17 protein-coding genes are annotated in these 18,665 nt (G+C 54.6%); 5 read left to right on the top strand and 12 right to left on the bottom strand.

What is annotated here, in order from left to right; genetic code table 11:
* Window positions 1-38: 38 nt before the first annotated feature.
* The 9 genes from ACIGCM_RS04600 to yaaA form a co-directional block, all read right to left on the bottom strand.
* Window positions 39-1,151, bottom strand: a complete 1,113-nt coding sequence (locus ACIGCM_RS04600) for a mannuronate-specific alginate lyase (protein WP_397500832.1) — start codon at window positions 1,149-1,151, stop codon at window positions 39-41.
* Window positions 1,152-1,165: 14 nt separating this feature from the next.
* Window positions 1,166-2,590 (bottom strand): alginate O-acetyltransferase, encoded by a 1,425-nt coding sequence (locus tag ACIGCM_RS04595; RefSeq protein ID WP_397500831.1) that lies wholly within the window; start codon window positions 2,588-2,590, stop codon window positions 1,166-1,168.
* 11 nt (window positions 2,591-2,601) lie between these two features.
* Window positions 2,602-4,212, bottom strand: a complete 1,611-nt coding sequence (gene algG, locus ACIGCM_RS04590; protein WP_397500830.1) for a mannuronan 5-epimerase AlgG — start codon at window positions 4,210-4,212, stop codon at window positions 2,602-2,604.
* Between the two features lie 9 nt (window positions 4,213-4,221).
* A complete protein-coding gene (locus tag ACIGCM_RS04585) occupies window positions 4,222-5,697 on the bottom strand; it encodes an alginate export family protein (RefSeq protein ID WP_397500829.1) in 1,476 nt (491 codons plus the stop codon).
* Window positions 5,694-7,037: an alginate biosynthesis TPR repeat lipoprotein AlgK gene (gene algK / locus ACIGCM_RS04580; RefSeq protein ID WP_397501111.1), complete on the bottom strand. Its 1,344-nt coding sequence runs from the start codon at window positions 7,035-7,037 to the stop codon at window positions 5,694-5,696. Before algK ends, ACIGCM_RS04585 begins: the two co-directional genes overlap by 4 nt.
* Window positions 7,038-7,077: 40 nt before the next feature.
* Window positions 7,078-8,241 carry a PilZ domain-containing protein gene (locus tag ACIGCM_RS04575; protein WP_397500828.1) on the bottom strand — a complete coding sequence of 388 codons (1,164 nt, stop codon included), beginning with the start codon at window positions 8,239-8,241 and terminating at the stop codon, window positions 7,078-7,080.
* A gap of 26 nt (window positions 8,242-8,267) precedes the next feature.
* A complete protein-coding gene (alg8, locus tag ACIGCM_RS04570) occupies window positions 8,268-9,749 on the bottom strand; it encodes a mannuronan synthase (protein ID WP_397500827.1) in 1,482 nt (493 codons plus the stop codon).
* An 87-nt stretch (window positions 9,750-9,836) separates the two neighbouring features.
* Complete coding sequence (algD, locus tag ACIGCM_RS04565; RefSeq protein WP_397500826.1) at window positions 9,837-11,147, bottom strand: GDP-mannose 6-dehydrogenase; 1,311 nt, start codon at window positions 11,145-11,147, stop codon at window positions 9,837-9,839.
* Between the two features lie 614 nt (window positions 11,148-11,761).
* Window positions 11,762-12,541 carry a peroxide stress protein YaaA gene (gene yaaA, locus ACIGCM_RS04560; RefSeq protein ID WP_397500825.1) on the bottom strand — a complete coding sequence of 260 codons (780 nt, stop codon included), beginning with the start codon at window positions 12,539-12,541 and terminating at the stop codon, window positions 11,762-11,764.
* 113 nt (window positions 12,542-12,654) lie between these two features.
* Here yaaA and dmeF point away from each other — a divergent pair, with 113 nt between their 5' ends.
* The 5 genes from dmeF to moaE all read left to right on the top strand — a co-directional run bounded on the left by dmeF (window position 12,655) and on the right by moaE (window position 16,689).
* A complete protein-coding gene (dmeF, locus tag ACIGCM_RS04555; protein WP_397500824.1) occupies window positions 12,655-13,623 on the top strand; it encodes a CDF family Co(II)/Ni(II) efflux transporter DmeF in 969 nt (322 codons plus the stop codon).
* Window positions 13,624-13,961: 338 nt separating this feature from the next.
* The gene (locus ACIGCM_RS04550) at window positions 13,962-15,353 is read left to right on the top strand and encodes a PhoH family protein (RefSeq protein WP_397500823.1); all 1,392 of its coding nucleotides are present in this window, start codon (window positions 13,962-13,964) and stop codon (window positions 15,351-15,353) included.
* Window positions 15,354-15,494: 141 nt separating this feature from the next.
* The gene (moaC, locus tag ACIGCM_RS04545; RefSeq protein ID WP_397500822.1) at window positions 15,495-15,986 is read left to right on the top strand and encodes a cyclic pyranopterin monophosphate synthase MoaC; all 492 of its coding nucleotides are present in this window, start codon (window positions 15,495-15,497) and stop codon (window positions 15,984-15,986) included.
* Window positions 15,983-16,231: a MoaD/ThiS family protein gene (locus tag ACIGCM_RS04540; RefSeq protein WP_397500821.1), complete on the top strand. Its 249-nt coding sequence runs from the start codon at window positions 15,983-15,985 to the stop codon at window positions 16,229-16,231. The genes moaC and ACIGCM_RS04540 overlap by 4 nt, the downstream gene beginning before the upstream one ends.
* A gap of 2 nt (window positions 16,232-16,233) precedes the next feature.
* Entirely contained in the window at window positions 16,234-16,689 is a 456-nt protein-coding gene (gene moaE, locus ACIGCM_RS04535) for a molybdopterin synthase catalytic subunit MoaE (protein ID WP_397500820.1), read from the top strand.
* A 95-nt stretch (window positions 16,690-16,784) separates the two neighbouring features.
* Here the strand turns inward: moaE and ACIGCM_RS04530 are convergent, their stop codons facing one another.
* From ACIGCM_RS04530 to ACIGCM_RS04520, 3 genes are read right to left on the bottom strand one after another with little or no spacing between them, the layout of a single operon-like run.
* Window positions 16,785-17,477 carry a GNAT family N-acetyltransferase gene (locus ACIGCM_RS04530; protein WP_397500819.1) on the bottom strand — a complete coding sequence of 231 codons (693 nt, stop codon included), beginning with the start codon at window positions 17,475-17,477 and terminating at the stop codon, window positions 16,785-16,787.
* Between the two features lie 14 nt (window positions 17,478-17,491).
* Window positions 17,492-17,935 carry a GNAT family N-acetyltransferase gene (locus ACIGCM_RS04525; protein ID WP_397500818.1) on the bottom strand — a complete coding sequence of 148 codons (444 nt, stop codon included), beginning with the start codon at window positions 17,933-17,935 and terminating at the stop codon, window positions 17,492-17,494.
* Between the two features lie 16 nt (window positions 17,936-17,951).
* The gene (locus ACIGCM_RS04520) at window positions 17,952-18,584 is read right to left on the bottom strand and encodes an FMN-binding negative transcriptional regulator (protein ID WP_397500817.1); all 633 of its coding nucleotides are present in this window, start codon (window positions 18,582-18,584) and stop codon (window positions 17,952-17,954) included.
* Between the last annotated feature and the right edge of the window lie 81 nt (window positions 18,585-18,665).

Genomic DNA, 18,665 nt, shown 5'->3' with positions numbered 1-18,665 from the left:
CCGCCAAGCAGCTTGGCGGGGGTTTTGTTAAGGGGCGGTTAACCGCCCTGATGCTTTGGGTTGAACACGCTGCTGACATCGCCGCCAAGGCGGAATGTCTTAAACGGCCCGAACTTCTCGATCCCCTTGTTGAAGTCCGCCGTGCAGCTGTAAAGCGTGCAATAGGGCGCGAGCCAGGAAAATTTGGCGGGCTTCTTGAGGTCGGTCATGTCCTGCTTGTCACCGGTTTTGGCTTTGAATTCATCCGGGTCTGACACGCCGTCCATTACGCGTTCGGCGAGGCGTTTCAGTGCCTGCTGGTTTTCAGGGCGCAGGTCAACACCATTGGCTTCGGCAAACGCTGCAATCATGGTCAGCGGCGGCAGGCTGTAGTTGTGGTAGGCCAACGCTCGCTGTTTGCGCTTTAACTCGTTTGGCAGGTAGCCGTCGGCATCCACTTGGTTGGCCGCAACCTGAAACTCCTTAATCGACCAATCGAACAAGTCGCGATGATTGGTGGCAACAGCAGTCGCCATGACCGACCAGGCAGCCCAATAGCTGTGGTTGTTTATTTTTCGCTGCGGCAGGTTGCTCCAGTCTTTAACGGTCAGCTCAGCGAGCTTGACGAACCACTGCTCGATTTCCTGCGCCTGCTGTGGGTAGTCCTTCAGCGGTTGGCTCTCTGAGAACTTCAAGCGTAAGTAGGCGGATGACATGCTGCCCAAGGCCCATTTGCGCATTGATTTGCCGGTGTGGTTGTAATCAGTGCTGAGTAGGGCTCCAGCTTTTGCCCAGCTATCCATCCACTCAATCGCGCACTCGAGTTGCTTTGGATCGCCGGTTTGCATGTAGCGCATTACGTATCGGTTGCTGCCGCGCTCCATGGTGGTGATGTCTGCAGTGCTATCGCGAAAGGCTTTCTCGGCTTTCTTGTTCAGCGTCGAACGCGCCTTGTCTGAACCTTCATATTTGCTGCGAAACACCAAGCTGCCGGTATAGGGTGTTGGTGCGGCATCACAGGAGCGCGGCTTTTTTGCCGGGCTGTGCACCGGCGCGTAATAGCCCGCCGGAGGTACCAGATCACTGGCGCTACTGGCTTGCGAGAACACTGCGCTGGCCAGTAAGCAGGGAACCAGTAGATAGGGGATTGATAGCCATTTTTTCGCTTGCATAGTTGACTCCATCCTCAGTCAGCTTTCGCCGTGAGGTTTTTGCCGGTGCTGGATGGCCGCTTACACAACGTCGCTTCGACGCTGAGGCCAGCGGGCATTTCTTCCGGGCTTTGGATTTCAAGGGCGAGCAGGTTGAGATCGCGCCAGTCGGGGTCATTCCTCAGTTCAAAGGCGTAGCGTCCGCCGGTGTCGACGCGGTCGCTTTGTTCAATTTTGAATTTCTCGCGGCGGCCATTGAGGTACCACAAGGTGGCTTTCGACTCATGCACGCTTGGGTCACTGAATGTCAGGTCAACCTGATAGTCACCGCCGCGGATATCCTGCAGAGGAGTGTTCTCGCCATTGACAAAAATCTGGTTGTTGCCGGGTTTCATTTTGATTTTGTTATGCATCACCGCCGGGCGACCCTCGCAGCCGTTATTGACCATTGGCATTGCCTGGCGGTAGAAGCTGTCTTGGGCGAGGTCGTAGTGGGTGGCGAACTCCCAGACCAGGATCTTCGGCGGGTTAGTTCGGAATTCTTCGCTGCTCATGTACTGCAGTAAGGAACTGTCGAACCCGCCGCCACTGACAGCCATGTTGAGCACTTCGGCACCGCTGTATTGCTGCAAGAAACCGGGGAAGTTGTACGCCGGGCCGCTATTACTGGTGCCGACAACAGTGATCTGCGGGACTGACTCGTCGCCAAACAGGCTGTCGCCATCGGCATCACCCACGGGCTCTGTTTCATACCGCGGCACATATTGGGTGGCGTAGCTGACACCGCAGAACTCGGCTGCGGTTTTGTGCAGAGTGCCCGCCTTGGGCAACAAGCCAACCACAGTGCTTTCAAATTCTTTCTTGGGAATATCATCAAAGCCGGGCATCTGCTTTAGGGTTTGCGCCACCAACTTGGCCGTGCGTGAAGCACCTGCAGGTGTCCAGTGGTGATCGGCCTCAAAGTAGTAAGGCGTCTTGACGTCTTTCTCATCGAACAGTGGAGAAAGATCAGTGACCCAAATACCGGTTTTACGCAGGTCGGCTACAGCTTGTAGGTAGTTCTTTTTCGCCAGCGCATAGTTGAAGCGTGACTTCTCAGCGTCAGTCAGCTGTTCGCGATTAACCAATCCACGGGTGGGTTGATAGACGATCATCAGCTCGATGCCTTTACGCTTTAACGCATCACGCAGACGTTTGAATTGCTGATAGCCATGGGGCGTGGTGCCAAAGTCGGTACGCAGGTCGTTGCGGCTACGAAACAACCAATCGCCTTTCCCCTGTACCAGTGCAGTGAAAAAGCTCAGGTACTTGGTGTTGTAGTTCGCCGGGTTTTGCGCGGCCGGGCACAGTGGGCCGACACGTTGCACGCTATAGCTAGGTTCTGCCATGGCCGTGCTGGCAGTGCCGAGCAAAACACTGGCTACAGCGAGATGACGCAGTTTAAAAATCTTCTTACTCACGTTGTATGCCCTCAATTCTGCAGTTCTGCCTGGCTTTCAACAGGGTCGATAAGCACCGCCAACTTGCGGCGCACCAAGAGATCGAGGATCTCTTCCTGGCGTTTGCCGAGCACGCCGGAGAAGCTGATGCCGGTGCTTTTAGTCGGTGCAATCATGTTTACCCGGTACAGCTCAAGGCTCAGTGGTGAGTCGATGGACAAGGGGCCGGAACCGTTTGCCGCCAGCGTGCCACCCACCAGAATCATCGAGACCTTGGTATCGAATGGGTCCAAGTCAATGTCGCGGTCGGTGTCGGAAAGGTCTTTGATGTGGCCGTACAACCCCGTTAGCTTGTTGCCAGCTGAGAGGTTTTCATAGATCCGAATGTTGACGCTGTTACGCACCCGTATACCGTGACGGAAGTTGTTCAGAACCTTGTTACCCCACAGCAGGTTATGGCTGCTTTCATACAGGGTGATGCCGTCTGAGTGGTTCTGATAAACCTCGTTGTAGGCAATCAGGTTATTGATGCTGTTACGGTCGATAACGATGCCGGAGAGCTTGTTGTCGTAGCTCTTGTTGTTGATGATCCAGCTGTCATCAACCTCACGGGAAATAATGATTCCGTGTTTTTTCTTGGTGCCGTGGACAGTGTTGTCGGCAATGATCAAGCGACGCGAACGGTCATGGGGGTCAATCCCATAAACAATGTTGTCACGGTAGGTGTTGCCCTTGACCACTACGTCGTCTGCCTCGTAGCAGTAAAAACCGTACCAGTGATCGACAAAGGTTGAGTTGATCAGCCAACCCGTCGGGCGAGGGCGTTTGAGGCGCTTATCAACCCCAGGTGAATACTGGGTAATACTGACGCCGTAGGACTTACTCTGGTTGTAGCCCAAGCTGGTAATTTCGCTGTTGGAGATGTACAGCTCACTGCCACCCCAGGACACCAGAAACGGGCGGAACTCATTTGGCGTGCGGAAGGTGGCAGGCCCGTTATCAGCTTCACGCCAGGCGGTTAGCTTGGAGTCTGTGATAAACAGCATGCCGTCATTGACCAGAAACGAGCCGCGCTCTTGCGAAAGGCGCAGGTCTTTGGTGTCTTTGCCAACTTGCAGCGTTGCACCTTGCGACACCACGATGGGCAGGCGCGAGAGGTAAACACCGGGCGATGTTTCGGCAAACTGGCTTTCTGGCAGCGCCTTGGCGATATCCGCTGGGGTGACATAGCCACCTTCAATGAAGATTGCCTGAGGCATGCCTTTCTGGCGTTTTACCCACTCGCGCAGCCGCTCGTTACCCCCGATGAAGTCCTGCAACTCAACTTGCTGAACCATGCGCCGCACAACCACTTTACCGCCCGGCGTGTGCTTGACCTTGGCAGCCACGGCCTCGGCGGTGTAGCCGCTCAGGTCAGGCAACTTGGGTTTGTCCAATTGCAGCGGCTCGATAGGCGCGCTGGTGACGGTGTAGTTGTTGGTCTCGTTAAGGAATTTTGCCGAGCCATGGTCCGTCACCTCGGCATTGCTGGCCGGGCTTTTGCTATCGTTGGCCAACGCCAAAGGTGCACCGAGTAACAATGTGCTCAGTAGCAGCACATTGAGGCAGGCGTTGGTTCTGAGTGTGTCAGGTTGTGGGTACATGAGCTGTCCTCAGAAGCGCCAGATTACGTCGACAAAGGCGCGATGCATGACTGAATCGGTGCCTTTGGCATAGGCATCGCCCGGCATAAATACGCCGCCGCGAAAACGTACAAGGGCTGCGCCTTCATCAACCTGTTCAGCTAACGCTGCAGGCAATAAGCCTTGTTTGAAATAGCGAGTGACGACCAAATCGACCTCTTGGCCTACGTCTTTTTCACCGTCTTCAAGGTTGGCGATAATGCCGCTGTCACCGATGTCTTGTTTGTCATCGACGCGCCAGAACTTGTGGTAAACCAAGCTGGCGTCGTATTGATCGTCCATCTGCCAAGAACCGAACAAAGAGGCGGCATGCAGGTTGCTCAACTCACCACGGAAGGCCTCACCAAAACGGTGGAGGCGGGCGTTGGTGCCGGTGAAGTTGGAGCGGTTGCTTTCCAGGCCGGTTTGACGGAACTGCTCAGAACTATCGTCATCACCGCCGCCACTGCCACGGGCATAAGCACCACCAACTTTCCAGTTTTGATCGATGTTCCAGCGCAGACCGAGGTCCACAGCCCAGGCATTGACATCAACATCGCGTGAGCCATTGGCTAACTTTTGATCACCGACGTTGGTTTGTTCCAGTTCATCAATGCTGCCGGTCAACCATGTGGCTTGCGCCCAGTAGTTAAGCGGTTGAGTCGAGTGGCGGTTGAAGAAGTCGCCATCAGCGCTTAGGCCCAGCCAGGTCAAATCGCCGGTGTAGCGCTTGCTCAGCTGGTCAACTTCTTCGCCTGTGTGTGGCAGGCTGCCGGAGTCGCGGCTGTGGTGAGCTTTGACGCCCACCCAGTGGCCTGGCTTCCATTGCGTCGAAAGACTGCCGAAGTAGTGCTGACGGTCTTCGTCTTCCGGGGCCAGGTCATCAAGATCGGTGCGGTAGTCGGAGAAGCGCTGTGCCATGCCGGCGTTGGCGCGTAACAAGGTGGTATCGAATTCCCAGTTCAGGGCTTCGATATTGGTGTCCCACCAGGTGCCTTCATCACTGCGTACACGCTGACGACCAAGGCGCAGGTGTTCGCCGGGGTAGGCTGTAATGCCTGAGTAATCGACCCAGAATTCGCGCAAGGCCAGGTAGCTTTTGTCTGGCTCACGGCCGTCGCTGCTGTTGGCACTGTTGCTGTCGTCAGTGTCGTCGGAGTTGCTTTGCAGGGTGTCGGTTTCGATGATGTCAGTGGCGGTTACCGCCTGACCCATGGCAAAGGCGCTCCAGTTGCCGCGTTCGCCATATAACCAAGGGCGCAGGTCGAGACCGATACCGTTGACATCACCGCCACTGCGGGTGCCAAGGTCACGGTCATCTTCAGACTGCGCGGTGATCTTCACATTCAGGCCGAAATTTTGGTCCGGGTCATTCGCTGCAAATGCGCTGGTGCTGGATAACAGCGTCAGCCCCAAGCCAAGGCTCGTAGCGATAGTGTTGAGTTTTAGCTTTGGGTTCTTATTCATTGAAGCTGTGCCTGTAACTGAGTTTGGTTTTGCAAAGCGGTGCCACGTAGCTCGCGTTCTTCGCGCAGCTTCTGCTCCGCTTCACTGCGTTGCGCTGGCGTCAGCTTTTGCGCGACCTCGTTGGCCAGGTCAGTGCTTGCCTGAGTGTTTTTTGGCAGCGCCAACTGGCTAAATACGTAGGCGTTGCTGAGGTTTGGCACTATGCCTTTGCCTTGGGAATACATTTGAGCCAGGGCATAGTCGGCATTGATCTGGCCGCTACGTGCTGCACTTAGCAGGTGATCAAGGGCTTGTTGCGGATAGATATCGCCCAAGTAACCCCGCAGATAGAGTTGGCCCAGCAAGTAATTGGCCGTCGGCTCGCTGGGTGCTGCTTTACGCAGGTGCTCTTCGGCCTTTTTCGGGTTCTGGGGAACCATCTTGCCTTCGTAGTACAGGCGACCAAGCAGCAGTTCTGCCCGTGGCAACGATGCTTCTCGACCTTTATCGAGGTAAGTCATCATGGTTTCGCTGTCGCCCAGAGCGGGGTAGTCGTACAGCAGGCGTGCAAGGCTTACCCATGCAGCGGGGTAGACCGGTGCAATGGCTTCAAGCAGCTCTTTGGCCTGACTTTCATTTGGCTTGCCGAGCTCTGCGTCTGCCAACACCTGGGCGACGGCTTCAACCCGGCGTGGCGGCAATGCACGGCTGTGGTAGTCGTTCATCATGTTGGCGATCAGCGCGTCTTGTTGCTCGCTGTTGCCCTGCATTTGATACACAGTGGCCAGCTCGACATAACAGGCGTCGGACTCAGTGATCAGCCGCTGGCAGATGTCTTCGATCTCCGTCAGGTGCTGGTCGTAGGTGCCCTGCGTGCGGTAGTAGAGAATTTGTGCCAGCTCGGCCTGTGGATAGCCCTGTTGGCGCCAGCTAGAGATTTGCTGCTGTACGTTCATAGAGGGAAAGTCCTGTGGATATTGCAGATAGAGCATGGTCAGCGGCAGCAAACTGTTAGGTTCACCGGCGCTGAATGCTTCCTTGAGCAATGTCGCCGCTTCCAGGCGTTCGGCATGGGTGCTGTCGGGCTTGCGCGCTAACAAGCGGCCCAATCGTCCCTTGGCGCGGGGCGACTGATCCATTGCCTGGCGATAAGTCCGCTCGGCTTCTTTGAGGTCTTCCTCAGTGCCGCTGGCGACTTTCATGTCAGCCAGCCCCACTTGCGCTTTGACATAACCCAGCTCAGCCAACTGCTGGAAATTACGCTCAGCCGTGACGGTATCGCCGCGCTTAAGCGCTTCACTTGCCAGACGCTCGTCTGGCAAGCCTGCGCAGCCGGCCAAGGTGACGGCAGCTGCAAGCATGAGTAATTGGGGATGAGCAGTAGCCACCTTTGCGTCCTCCTTAGTAGCCAGCTGCTGTGGCTTTATTGATCAACCAATCGAGCGATGGGCCACGATCAATTTCGACTTCAACAGGTTGGCCCGCCAGGGTGCTTGGCAGGGTGCTGTCAGGTTCGATAACGGCGCGGATATCGGATGACAAACCACCGTTGTGCAGGTTGGTGTTGAGGATTTTGCCGCTACGTGGTGCGTCATCGCCTGCGACCCAGAACTTGATCGGCGTGCCAGGGCGCGCTTCAGAAAACTTGCGGTAAGGGAAGCTCGCTAAAACGGTGGCCTTGGTGTCTTGCGGAACCATTTCAAAGATCACATCGCCTTTGCTGGCGAACTGACCATCAGCCACGAGTTGACGGGCAATCTTGCAATTACATGGGCTGGTCAAGGTGCCTTTGAGTTGTTTGCTGAACAGCTGCTCAATGTTGGCCGGCGTCAGTTGCTCATCGGTGAGTTGGCCTTTGAGCATTTCCAGCATGCTCGCTGAGAACGAGGCCACTGGCGCGCCCTTGTTGATCACGCCGTCGGCGCCGACCAGGCTTTGTACTGTGCCTTCACGCGGCATGGTGATGTTCAGGCTCGGTACATTGACCATGCCTGAAGAGGCGTGGGTGACGAAGTACAGGCCATAGATAGATTTGAAAATATAACCAAAAGCGGCCACGCCCACGGCGAAGATGGCAATGCTGAACGTCACGGCTTTAAGCCGTCCAAACACGGTCATACCACCGCCGTTGCCTTGCTTGCGCGGTTTGGTGAAATTTTCACGTTGCAGGGTGTTGAGCAGGTCGCCGGTTGAGACAATTTCACCGCTCAAATGGGCACTGATGAGGTAGCGTAAGGTGGCGATTTCACGAGGCTTGAGGTTGTGGAACTGACACCCCGCGCGCTTGTTGATCGGGTCGGTCGAGCACACCTGGAACTCGATATCCAGACTCAGGTTGAGGCTGTCGAGTTGGAACTGCATCCGCGCTTTGTGAAAGTCACCGACATTGGCTTCGGTTTTTTCAGTGGAGAAGCTAAAACCACCAGCCGACAGATCAAGCACCCGCACTTCAACCTGTTCGCGAGATTTGGTGATGTAGCGCAAGGCTGCTGGAATTTTTACCCGAGCGTGCTGGCGCTGGGCTTCTGATTCATGGACCACATTGGCGTTTACGGCTGTGTTCATGGGTTTGATTTCCTATTCAGTTCTGGTCACACCAACGCAAGAAGCGCGGCGATGAATACGCTGGTGGCAGTAAAAGTCATGGCTCGCGATGACCAGCTATTGAACAATCGCGAAAAGCTGGCGAGGTCTCGGTTGAGCTTGGTTGGCTGACGCGTCCAGGATTGTTGGTCAAGGCGGAAGAACACGTAGATCTTCACCATGGCGCCGACAATCTGGTTGTAATAAAGAATTGCAGGGTAGGCAGGACCAATGCGGTGGCCGCTCAAACTGAGCAGCAGGGTCAATACCAGACGGGTAATGCCGATCCACAGCAGGTAGATAATGATGAATGCGGGGCTGTACTTGATGCTGGCAATTACCGCCACGGCCAGGCCCAGCAAACTCGTCCACATCGATACACGCTGATCGAATAACACCACACTGGTGAAGGCTCCCAAGCGATTGATCCCCAGGCGCAGCGCCCGCGAGTTCTGCCTTAGGTTGTTGCCGTACCAGCGGAACATCAGTTTGCGGCTGGCCTTGATGAAGCTCTTTTCCGGTGGGTGCTCGACCGTGTTGATCGCCGCATCGGGCACGTAGAATGTGTCGTAGCCAAGGCGCATCAAGCTAAACCAGCTGGACTTGTCATCACCGGTCAGGAACTGGAAACGACCCAGGCGCCAGTGCTCAAGGTGATCACTTTCAACGTCGGCAATGAACTCAGGGTTGGTCACCACTTGCGCACGGAACACCGACATCCGTCCGGTCATGGTCAGAACCCGTTTGGAGAGCGCCATGGAGCACATGTTGAGGTGACGTTGAGCAAAGCGCAGCTTGTGCCATTCACTCATGATGTAGCTGCCGCGAACTTCGCAAAACTCATTGGTGGTCAGGCCGCCAACATTGGGGAACAGCTGGAACCACGGCACGGTTTTGCGCACCACGCCTTCATCCAGCACGGTGTCGCCATCAATCACCGCAACCACTGCATTGCTGTCTGGCATCTGCCGGGAAATGGCGCGAAAGCCGTAAGCCAGACCGTCGCGTTTACCGGTACCAGGAATGCGTACGAAGTCGAGTTTGACGCGGTCGGGAGGGTTCATTTTCTCCCACATGCTTTTCACCAACAGCTCATCAGACAGCTCAACGATTGAGCAGACCATGGTGGTTGGGTAACCGCACTCAATGGCTTCGCGAATAACTGAGCGATACACCATCGCAGTGGTAAGCGCATCGATACGAAAGCTGGTGACCATCAGAAATACATGAGATGGGTCAGCCGCAGAGCCGAGCTTGCGGACCTTGCGCTTGTAATAGGGGTAAACTAAATAAAGGAAAAGGCAGCCACGTACAAAATGTATGGCACCCATGGAATAGCGCCAGATACCAACGGCGCCAATCAGCAGCAGATAGTGCTTCGACTCCGGGTCGAAGGTACTGGTCGGCAATGCCAAGGCGAGCAGCATCAGTAATGACAGGTAAAACAGCCAGCCGGCAGCCTCTAAGAGGCCTGTCTTGAGCTTATCCATATGTGTTTCCATCGTATCCACTGGACTTACCTTGGGTATGCGCTAGCAGGCGCATACCCAAGGCAGGTTCATGACTAAAAGCGAGACTTACCAGCAGATGCCTTCGGCGCCGCTGCGGGTTGCTGTGGTCATGAAACCAACCAGATCGATGACTTGTTTGCCTTCGAGCTGTTTCTCAGCAAGGGGTGCAAAGTCTTTGTCGCCATTGCCCAGAACAATCACGTCAGCTTCACCAACCACTTGCTCGAAATCGCTGTTGAGCAGGGAGGAGACGTGTGGGATTTTCGACTCGATGTATTCTTTGTTTGCCCCGTAGACGCGGGCGTACTCGACGTTACGGTCAAAGATGCTGAGGTCATAGCCCTTGCCAATGAGCATTTCCGCCAACTCAACCAACGGGCTTTCACGCAGGTCATCTGTACCGGCTTTGAAGCTCAGGCCGAGCAATGCAACTTTGCGTTTGTTGCAGCGCGAGATGATGTCGAAGGCTTTTTGCACCTGAACCACGTTGCTGCGCATCAGCGAGCTGATCAGGGGGGCTTCAACGTCAAGCGAGGTGGCGCGATAGGACAGGGCGCGGACGTCTTTCGGCAAGCATGAACCGCCGAAGGCAAAGCCTGGACGCATGTAGTATTTGGACAGGTTGAGCTTGTTGTCCTGGCAGATCACGTCCATCACTTCGCGACCGTCAACGCCAACAGCCTTGGCGATGTTGCCGATCTCGTTAGCGAAGGTGACTTTGGCGGCGTGCCAGACGTTGCAGGTGTACTTGATCATTTCAGCGGTATCGATGGTCTTGCGAATCACCGGTGCATCAAGTTCGCTGTAGATGCTTTCCAGCAGATCACCAGAGGCGGTGTCCGACTCACCAATAACGGTCATCGGTGGGAAGTCGTAGTCTTTGATTGCGGTACTTTCACGCAGGAACTCAGGGTTAACTGCTACACCGAAATCAACCCCGGCTTTCTTGCCCGAGCAGTCTTCAAGAATTGGAATGACCACGTTACGAACGGTGCCCGGTAACACGGTGCTGCGCACAACAACGGTGTGGCGTTCGGCTTTGTCGCGCATGGCCATGCCAATTTCGCGGCAGACGCCTTCAATGTAATTGAGTTCCAGGTCGCCATTCTTTTTGCTCGGGGTGCCGACGCAAATGAATGAGACTTCACTGTCTGCAACTGCGCTGGCGACATCGGTGGTACCGCGTAGTTTTCCAGCCGCTAAACCCTTTTGCAGTAGTGTTTCAAGGCCTGGCTCAACGATTGGCGATTTACCATTGTTGATCAGGTCGATTTTAGTGGCGGAGATATCTACGCCAATAACTTCGTGGCCTCGAGCTGACAAGCAACCGGCACATACGGCGCCGACATATCCCAAACCAAAAATACTAATGCGCATGGTCTTAACCTCATTGAGTTATTACAAAATTGATAATGTTTCGCGGGCTTTAGTTTGCTGTTTCCTGCATGAATTGTTGTCTCGCATACTTATTACAGTCGCGTTAATACCCGCCCACTTATTTGAGGGCGTGACCAGGCATATACTGTTATTACCTCTCTTTCACAGGCGTGAGCGTAGCGCCCACAAACCGCTTTGAAATGAGGGGGTTAGGTGCAAACTGCCATCAGCTACCTAATTGTTTGTCGTGTCTTTCATATTATTCAGGTTAACCGTTACCTCGATTGTTATATCGAGAGTTGTGGCAGTTTGATTCGCGATAAAAGTTACGCGAAGAAGTGTGTTACGCCGAATATGAGTGTAGGAAATTTCTGTAAGTTCAGACCGTTCGTCAACTTTTTTTCAGGGCGCGTAAAAAGCAGTAATTGCACTTTGATAGCAATTGGTAGTGGCAATTTGTAATTGCTTTATCACTGAAAGAGGCGTGATTTAGTGTGAGGGATTGCTAAATCAATTAGCCACTGAACTATTCGCTAGTTGCGCGATATATCAATGATCACTGGGCGATATTGCACTGTGGACTGCATATTCAGTCCACAGGGGAGGCGGGAGTGTCAGGCGTTTTGTTGTTCGCGAAGGAAGACCAAGTTGTCAGGTTTTGAGCGATCTGGTGCGTAGCGATACCCTTGCTCAGCGAAATCTTTCAAGCCCTGCACGTCGGAAATTTTTTCCTTGATCACGTAGCGGGCCATCAAACCTCGTGCTTTTTTGGCATAGAAGCTGATGATTTTATAGTCACCGTTTTTCTCATCACGGAACTCAGTGTTAATTACCCGCGCTTTTAGGGCCTTGAGTTTCACTGCTGAGAAGTATTCGTTGGATGCCAAATTGAGCAACAGATCATCACCTTGCTCGGCCAACGCTTCATTTAACCAGCCGCTGATACGGTCACCCCAGAAGGCGTATAAGTCTTTGCCGCGAGGGTTGGACAGCTTGGTGCCCATTTCCAGTCGATAAGGTTGCATCAGGTCAAGGGGGCGCAATAAGCCATAAAGCCCAGAAAGCATGCGTAGATGCTGTTGGGCATAGTCAAAGTCGGCCTCGCTGAAGTCCTCTGCGGCCAAACCGGTGTAGACGTCGCCTTTAAATGCCAGCAGTGCCTGCTTCGAGTTTTCAGGGGTGAACTTCGCTGACCAACTGCCAAAACGCGCTGCATTCAGACCCGCGAGCTTATCTGAAAGGTGCATGAGTTCAGCGATTTGCTGCGGGGAGAAATCGCGTAACTGGCTGATCAAATCGCTGGCATGTTCGAGATGTTGCGGCAAGGTAAAACGTTCGGTCACAGGCAAAGTCTCGTAATCGAGGGTCTTGGCCGGAGAAATCACCATCAGCATAAAGTCTGCTCCTTAAAGTCTGGGAGGATTTTAGGCCAGCCAGTATCCGGACTCTAGCTATTAAGCCGATACGCTAAGCTTATTAACCATTTCCCGACCAACAGGAAGCCGCCATGAGCGATTGTGATCACCAGCAGTGGCAGCAATCACACGACTATCGCCCACTTGAAACCACCGCTGAACGACAAGCGTGGCGGGTTACTGCGTTGTCCGGCGTCACCATGCTCGTGGAAATCATCGCCGGTTACTGGTTCAACTCCATGGCGTTGCTGGCTGACGGTTGGCACATGGCGTCGCACATGGTTGCATTAGGTCTCAGTGCCTTGGCCTATTTTATTGCGCGCCGCTACGCCAAGGATCAGCGCTTCGCTTTTGGCACGTGGAAGGTGGAAGTGCTGGCAGGGTTTGCCAGTGCCGTGATGCTGACCCTTGTGGTGCTGATGTTGGCGTTTGAGTCCTTGTTGCGATTATTTAACCCTCAGGTGATTGCCTTCGATATGGCGCTGGTCGTGGCGGTCATCGGTTTGCTGGTTAACCTGTTATCTGCATGGATGCTGCGCGACCAGCATGAGCACGGCCATGAATTGGGTGGCCACGCCCATGCCGATCATTGCGAGCCACATGATCACGGAAATCACGGCGGACGAGACCTTAATCGCCATGCTGCGTTTATTCACGTCATGGCTGACGCGCTGACTTCGGTTGCGGCGATTGCGGCACTGGTGGGTGGCATGTTGTTCGGCTGGAATTGGCTGGACCCGTTAATGGGCGTGATCGGCTCGGTGATCATCGCTGTATGGGCCAAGGGCCTGCTGATTGAGACGGCCATGGTGCTGCTGGATCGGGAAATGGACAGCCCTGTTGTCGAGCGCATTCGGACAAACCTAGAGCGCCAAGCCGATACCCAAGTGACTGATCTGCATGCATGGCGGGTAGGGCGCACGCAGTTTGCCTGTGCTGTGAGCGTGGTGACGCATCAGCAGACCAGCGCAGACGACTACAAGCAGCACTTGGCGCAGATCAAGGAGTTGGTGCATGTGACGGTTGAGGTCAATCAATGCCCTGTAGATCATCAGGGTTGATGTCAAAGGCTGTGACAGGGTGCAGAGAAATGCCTGAAAAGCGGAATTTTTACCGGCAAAAGCAGCGATGGGACTTCCGACTTTAACGGCACATCGCCAGCTCGCCAAGCGCTATTCGTCTGTCCGACAAATAAACATAAAAAAATTGAAATGTTCGTTTAACTGTCATGTTTTTTGGAGTATCAAGAAGACAGACGCCGAACCCTGCAGTCAGGTGGCGATATTGCTCTTCACCTTTCTTGCAGCTTCTCAGCCGCCCCTGAGAAGTCGGCGGTCCTGTGCAGCGGAGCGCTGATCTGGCATTCCGTTGCTTGGCTTCTACCAGAAGGTGAACGAGTATGGATGACCACGGACGCTGCAAGCCCACCGCTCCAACCCTCTACGCTCTAGACACCAATGTGCTGATCCACGATCCCAACGCGTTGCTCAATTTTGAGGAGCACCACGTCGCCATTCCAATGACTGTGCTGGAGGAGTTGGACAAGCTCAAAACCGGGAAACAAGGTGTCGCCGCCGAATGCCGTCAGGCGATCCGATTGATCGACAAAATTCTGGGGAGCGCACTACCTGAAGAAGTGGAGCATGGCGTACCGATTCAACGTGAAAAGAGCGGCGCATGCGGCTTTTTATCGATCTTGATGAGTAAAAGTGCAGCCCCCATCACCTGGCTGCCGGAAGACCTAAACGACAACAAGATCATTAACCAACTGGTCGAGCTCAAGTCACGCCGCCCAGGTTTGAATGTGGTGCTGGTCACCAAAGACATCAACATGCGCTTGAAAGCGCGCGCCTGTGGCATCGACTCTGAGGATTATCACACCGACCAATTGGTTGATGATGTGTCGCTGCTGTCGCAGGGTTATCACAACATGTCAGGCGGTTTCTGGGACCGCGTCAGTAAAGTAGAAACGCGTCAGGATCACGGTCGAACCTGGCACCGCGTGCAGCTCACCGATAACCTGCCTTCAGTGCACGTCAATGAGTTCATTATTGATGAGCAAGGCTTTGTCGGCTGGATCAAGGAGATCGATGAAGGCGAGATCCTGATTCTTGATCTGCATCAGGAACCGCTGATGCATCAAGAGGCGTGGGGGCTTAAGCCACGTGATATCTATCAAGCCTTAGCGCTTTACGCCTTGCTGGACCCGGATATCCACTTGGTCAATTTGTCGGGTGCGGCAGGCTCGGGTAAAACCATTCTGGCGTTGGCGGCTGCCATCGAACAAACCATGGTCAGCAAACGCTATCGGCGCATCATCGCCACGCGCAGTGTGCAGGGGCTCGACCAAGAGATCGGCTTTTTGCCCGGCACCGAGGCGGAGAAAATGGAGCCTTGGCTTGGGGCCATCACCGATAACCTCGAAGCCCTGCACATGGATGACGAAAACACCCATGGCAGCGTTGATTACATTCTGCAGAAAGTGCCGCTGCAGTTTAAATCCCTCAACTACATTCGCGGTCGTAGCTTCCAGCAGAGTCTGATCCTGATTGATGAGTGTCAGAACCTTACACCCCACCAGATGAAAACCATCATCACCCGTGCGGGCACCGGTTCAAAAGTAATTTGCCTGGGTAACCTGGCGCAAATCGATACACCTTATTTGTCAGCACCCAGTTCGGGTCTGACCTACCTGACGGAGCGTTTCAAAGACTTTTCCCACGGTGTACATATCACCTTACAGGGCGTACCTCGCTCGATTTTGGCCGAGTACGCAGAAACGCACATGTAATCCCGTTCTCAATCACAAGCCCTGTTGGCATAAGCTGGCAGGGCTTTTTATTTGACTGCAGTTAATGCGGGATAACATTCATGGGTGCCGAAACCTGACTCTGGGGTTTACAATCGCCTTATTCTGGTTTGGAGAAATGCTGTGCTCACTCATCTTGATTCTCAAGGCCGTGCCAACATGGTCGATGTCAGTGACAAGTCATCAACCGTTCGCGAGGCTGTAGCCGAGGCCCGGGTGCGTATGTGCCCGCAAACACTGCAGATGATTGTCGAAGGGGGCCACCCCAAGGGTGATGTCTTTGCGGTCGCGCGTATTGCTGGCATTCAGGCGGCGAAGAAAACTTCAGACCTGATCCCGCTGTGCCATCCCCTGATGCTGACAAGCGTTAAAGTCGAGTTGAGCGCCGAGGGCAATGACGCTGTACATATTCAGGCGCGTTGCAAGCTGACCGGGCAAACCGGGGTTGAGATGGAAGCACTGACCGCTGCCAGCGTGGCCGCATTGACCATTTATGACATGTGCAAAGCAGTTGATCGTGGCATGACTATCGAGAGCGTGCGGCTGCTGGAAAAGGTGGGCGGCAAGAGTGGCCACTTCAAGCACCAAGCGGTACAAGTGGAAGGTGAGCAATGATCCGTGTGCAGTATTTTGCTCGTTACCGCGAGGCCTTGGGCCTTGATGGCGAGCAGTTGAGCAACAGCGCTGAATTTGCCACCCTCAATGATGTACGTGAGTTTTTACTGAGCCGTGGGGGTGTCTGGCAAGTGCTGGCCGAGCAAAACCTTATGTGCGCCCGCAATCAGGAGCTGTGCGGCCTTGATGAAGCCGTTACTGAAGGCGATGAAGTGGCGTTTTTCCCCACCGTCACTGGAGGCTAGCGATGAGCATTCGGGTTCAGTCAGAGGCATTCGAGCCTGGCGTCGAACTTAACGCACTGCATGCGCAGAATCTGGGTGTCGGTGCCGTGGTGACTTTTGTTGGCTATGTCCGTGATTTCAATGATGGGCGTGATGTCGGCGGTATGTTTCTTGAGCATTTCCCCGGCATGACCGAGAAGGCGCTGGGCAAAATTGCCGATGAAGCGTCGCAGCGCTGGCCGCTGCTGAACGTGGAGTTGATTCACCGCATTGGTCGGCTTGAGCCCGGTGAGCCCATTGTCTTTGTCGGGACTAGCAGCGCTCACCGTGAGGCAGCGTTCGAAGCCTGTGCATTCATCATGGATTACCTTAAAACCCGGGCACCCTTCTGGAAAAAAGAAGACACCGCAGACGGCCCGCGCTGGGTCGAAGGGCGTTGCAGTGACCAGACCGCAGCGCAGCGCTGGAAGCAGGATTAAACCAGGGCTAGGGTGAGTGGCGCTTTTTCACCCACCCTTTGCGTCCATACAACACCTCGGGTTGTGCGCAGAGCCTGCATAGCCCTACCTACGCATTAGCCATCGCGCAACGCTTCAAGGCTGTTGATTTGCTGGCTGTTACTATCAAAGTTAGCCGCATCCAACCAGCGATTGAAGGCATCACGGCAGCGTGGCCATTGGCTATCGATTATCGAGAACCATGCGGTATCCCGATTACGGCCTTTAATCACCATGTGCTGGCGGAAAACCCCTTCGCTGACAAAACCAAGGCGTTCGGCTGCGCGGATTGAGCGTGCATTTTGTGCGTTGCACTTCCATTCCAGGCGGCGGTACCCCAGCTCTGTCATGGGGTAATTGGCCAGCAACCAAAGGGCTTCCGTCGAGCCAGGCGTGCGCTGCATCACCCGGCCAAAGGCGATATGGCCAATTTCAATGGCACCGTCTTTCGGGGTGATGCGCAAATAGCTGAACACCCCGACTGCACGCTGGCTGGCGTTATCGATCACAGTAAAAAACAGCGGGTCGGCGCTGACCTGATTAGCATTGAGCCACGTGTCAAACACCGCCCGTTCCGGGAAGGGGCCAACGGGTAGATAGTCCCAGAGTTTCGGGTCCGAATCTGGGCCTTGCAGGGCATGCCAGAGGTCATCACCATGGCGGCTGACATCCAGGGGTTCAAGCCGCACGAATTTGCCTTGGAATACCCGGCGTTCTGGCGCTGCTACAGGTTGCCAGTCCACAGGGTTGTCATTGAGCTGATACGTCATGGTTGGGTTCCTGATCAAAAAATTTTGCGGTATTGGATAAAGCCAGGGCGGTCGGCAATCCGGTCGTAAAGGTGCATCGCAGTGGTGTTGCTTTCTTGGGTCAGCCAATGCACCCGCGAGGCCCCAGCGGTTTTGGCCTGCGCACAGACATGTTCAATCAATTTGCGGCCGGCACCGGTACCGCGTAGTTGCTCAGCAACGAATAAATCCTGCAGGTAGCAGTAGTCGCCGACTGTCCAGCACGAGCGATGAAAGATCCAATGCACAAGCCCTACAGGCTTGCCATCTTGCCAGGCGATGGCGGCGTGCATCGGCTCGGCAGGGTCCAGAAAGCGCTGCCAGGTGATGGCGCTGGTTTCAGCGCTGATTTCGGTGTCATAGAACTGCTGATAACCCTGCCACAGCGGCAGCCAGGCGTTTTGATCAGCAGCAGTTACTGGGCGAACGTCAAATGACATGGTGCATTCCTTTGGCTTAGTTGGTCTGGGGCATGCGTCCAGCGAGTAGCTGGTCACGCAGGTCAGTGCTGCTTTGCAAGCCAGCGTGAACGCCTTGTTGATCGGCTGTGTTGCGGTTTTGGCCGAGTTTGTATTTACCTTCCAGGTGCTCGATGGGCAGCGCAAAACCAACAATCGCAAACAGCATCTTGTCGATATAGTCGGCGGGTGCATCAGCGACAGCCCAAGGTTGAGGGCGACCGGCTTCATGTTTGTCACTCAGGCGGCTGACTAACTGCAGCAAGCGTTGCGGCTCATCAAACAGCTCAATCGAGCCGCGCACATGGACGCTGATGTAGTTCCAGGTCGGTACGACTTTGCCGTGTTCGGCTTTAGCCGGGTACCAGGCGGGGCTGATGTAGGCGTCTGCGGTGTTGAACATAGCCAGCGCCTGGTTATCGTCCTGCCAGTCGCGCCAATGCGGGTTTGCCCGCGCAAGGTGGCCATAGAGGGTGCCGTATTGACCGTCCTCGCGCACCAGCAGCAAGGGTAAGTGGGAGGCTTGTAAACCGCTTGCGCCGTTGCTCACAACGGTTGCCAGGCGTGCTTTATCTATCTCGTCATGAAGCACGCCGATATCATCCTGACGAAAGGCTGAAGGTAAATACATACAGGCTCTTCTGATTGATGGCTGTGGACTTGATAGCCCTATGCTAGGCAGAATATTGGCCTGTTGTAAGATCCATTTATT

It is taken from the genome of Pseudomonas sp. NPDC078700 (assembly GCF_044542375.1).
GTDB lineage: Bacteria > Pseudomonadota > Gammaproteobacteria > Pseudomonadales > Pseudomonadaceae > Aquipseudomonas.
The sequence above is the reverse complement of the archived record's forward strand: the minus strand, read 5'-3'. Positions and strand labels throughout refer to the sequence as shown.

Coding starts and splice junctions, on each gene's coding strand:
- ACIGCM_RS04600 (WP_397500832.1), bottom strand. CDS start 1,151: ATGCAAGCGAAAAAATGGCTATCAATCCCCTATCTACTGGTTCCCTGC.
- algG (WP_397500830.1), bottom strand. CDS start 4,212: ATGTACCCACAACCTGACACACTCAGAACCAACGCCTGCCTCAATGTG.
- ACIGCM_RS04585 (WP_397500829.1), bottom strand. CDS start 5,697: ATGAATAAGAACCCAAAGCTAAAACTCAACACTATCGCTACGAGCCTT.
- algK (WP_397501111.1), bottom strand. CDS start 7,037: ATGCTTGCAGCTGCCGTCACCTTGGCCGGCTGCGCAGGCTTGCCAGAC.
- ACIGCM_RS04575 (WP_397500828.1), bottom strand. CDS start 8,241: ATGAACACAGCCGTAAACGCCAATGTGGTCCATGAATCAGAAGCCCAG.
- alg8 (WP_397500827.1), bottom strand. CDS start 9,749: ATGGATAAGCTCAAGACAGGCCTCTTAGAGGCTGCCGGCTGGCTGTTT.
- algD (WP_397500826.1), bottom strand. CDS start 11,147: ATGCGCATTAGTATTTTTGGTTTGGGATATGTCGGCGCCGTATGTGCC.
- yaaA (WP_397500825.1), bottom strand. CDS start 12,541: ATGCTGATGGTGATTTCTCCGGCCAAGACCCTCGATTACGAGACTTTG.
- dmeF (WP_397500824.1), top strand. CDS start 12,655: ATGAGCGATTGTGATCACCAGCAGTGGCAGCAATCACACGACTATCGC.
- ACIGCM_RS04550 (WP_397500823.1), top strand. CDS start 13,962: ATGGATGACCACGGACGCTGCAAGCCCACCGCTCCAACCCTCTACGCT.
- ACIGCM_RS04540 (WP_397500821.1), top strand. CDS start 15,983: ATGATCCGTGTGCAGTATTTTGCTCGTTACCGCGAGGCCTTGGGCCTT.
- moaE (WP_397500820.1), top strand. CDS start 16,234: ATGAGCATTCGGGTTCAGTCAGAGGCATTCGAGCCTGGCGTCGAACTT.
- ACIGCM_RS04530 (WP_397500819.1), bottom strand. CDS start 17,477: ATGACGTATCAGCTCAATGACAACCCTGTGGACTGGCAACCTGTAGCA.
- ACIGCM_RS04525 (WP_397500818.1), bottom strand. CDS start 17,935: ATGTCATTTGACGTTCGCCCAGTAACTGCTGCTGATCAAAACGCCTGG.
- ACIGCM_RS04520 (WP_397500817.1), bottom strand. CDS start 18,584: ATGTATTTACCTTCAGCCTTTCGTCAGGATGATATCGGCGTGCTTCAT.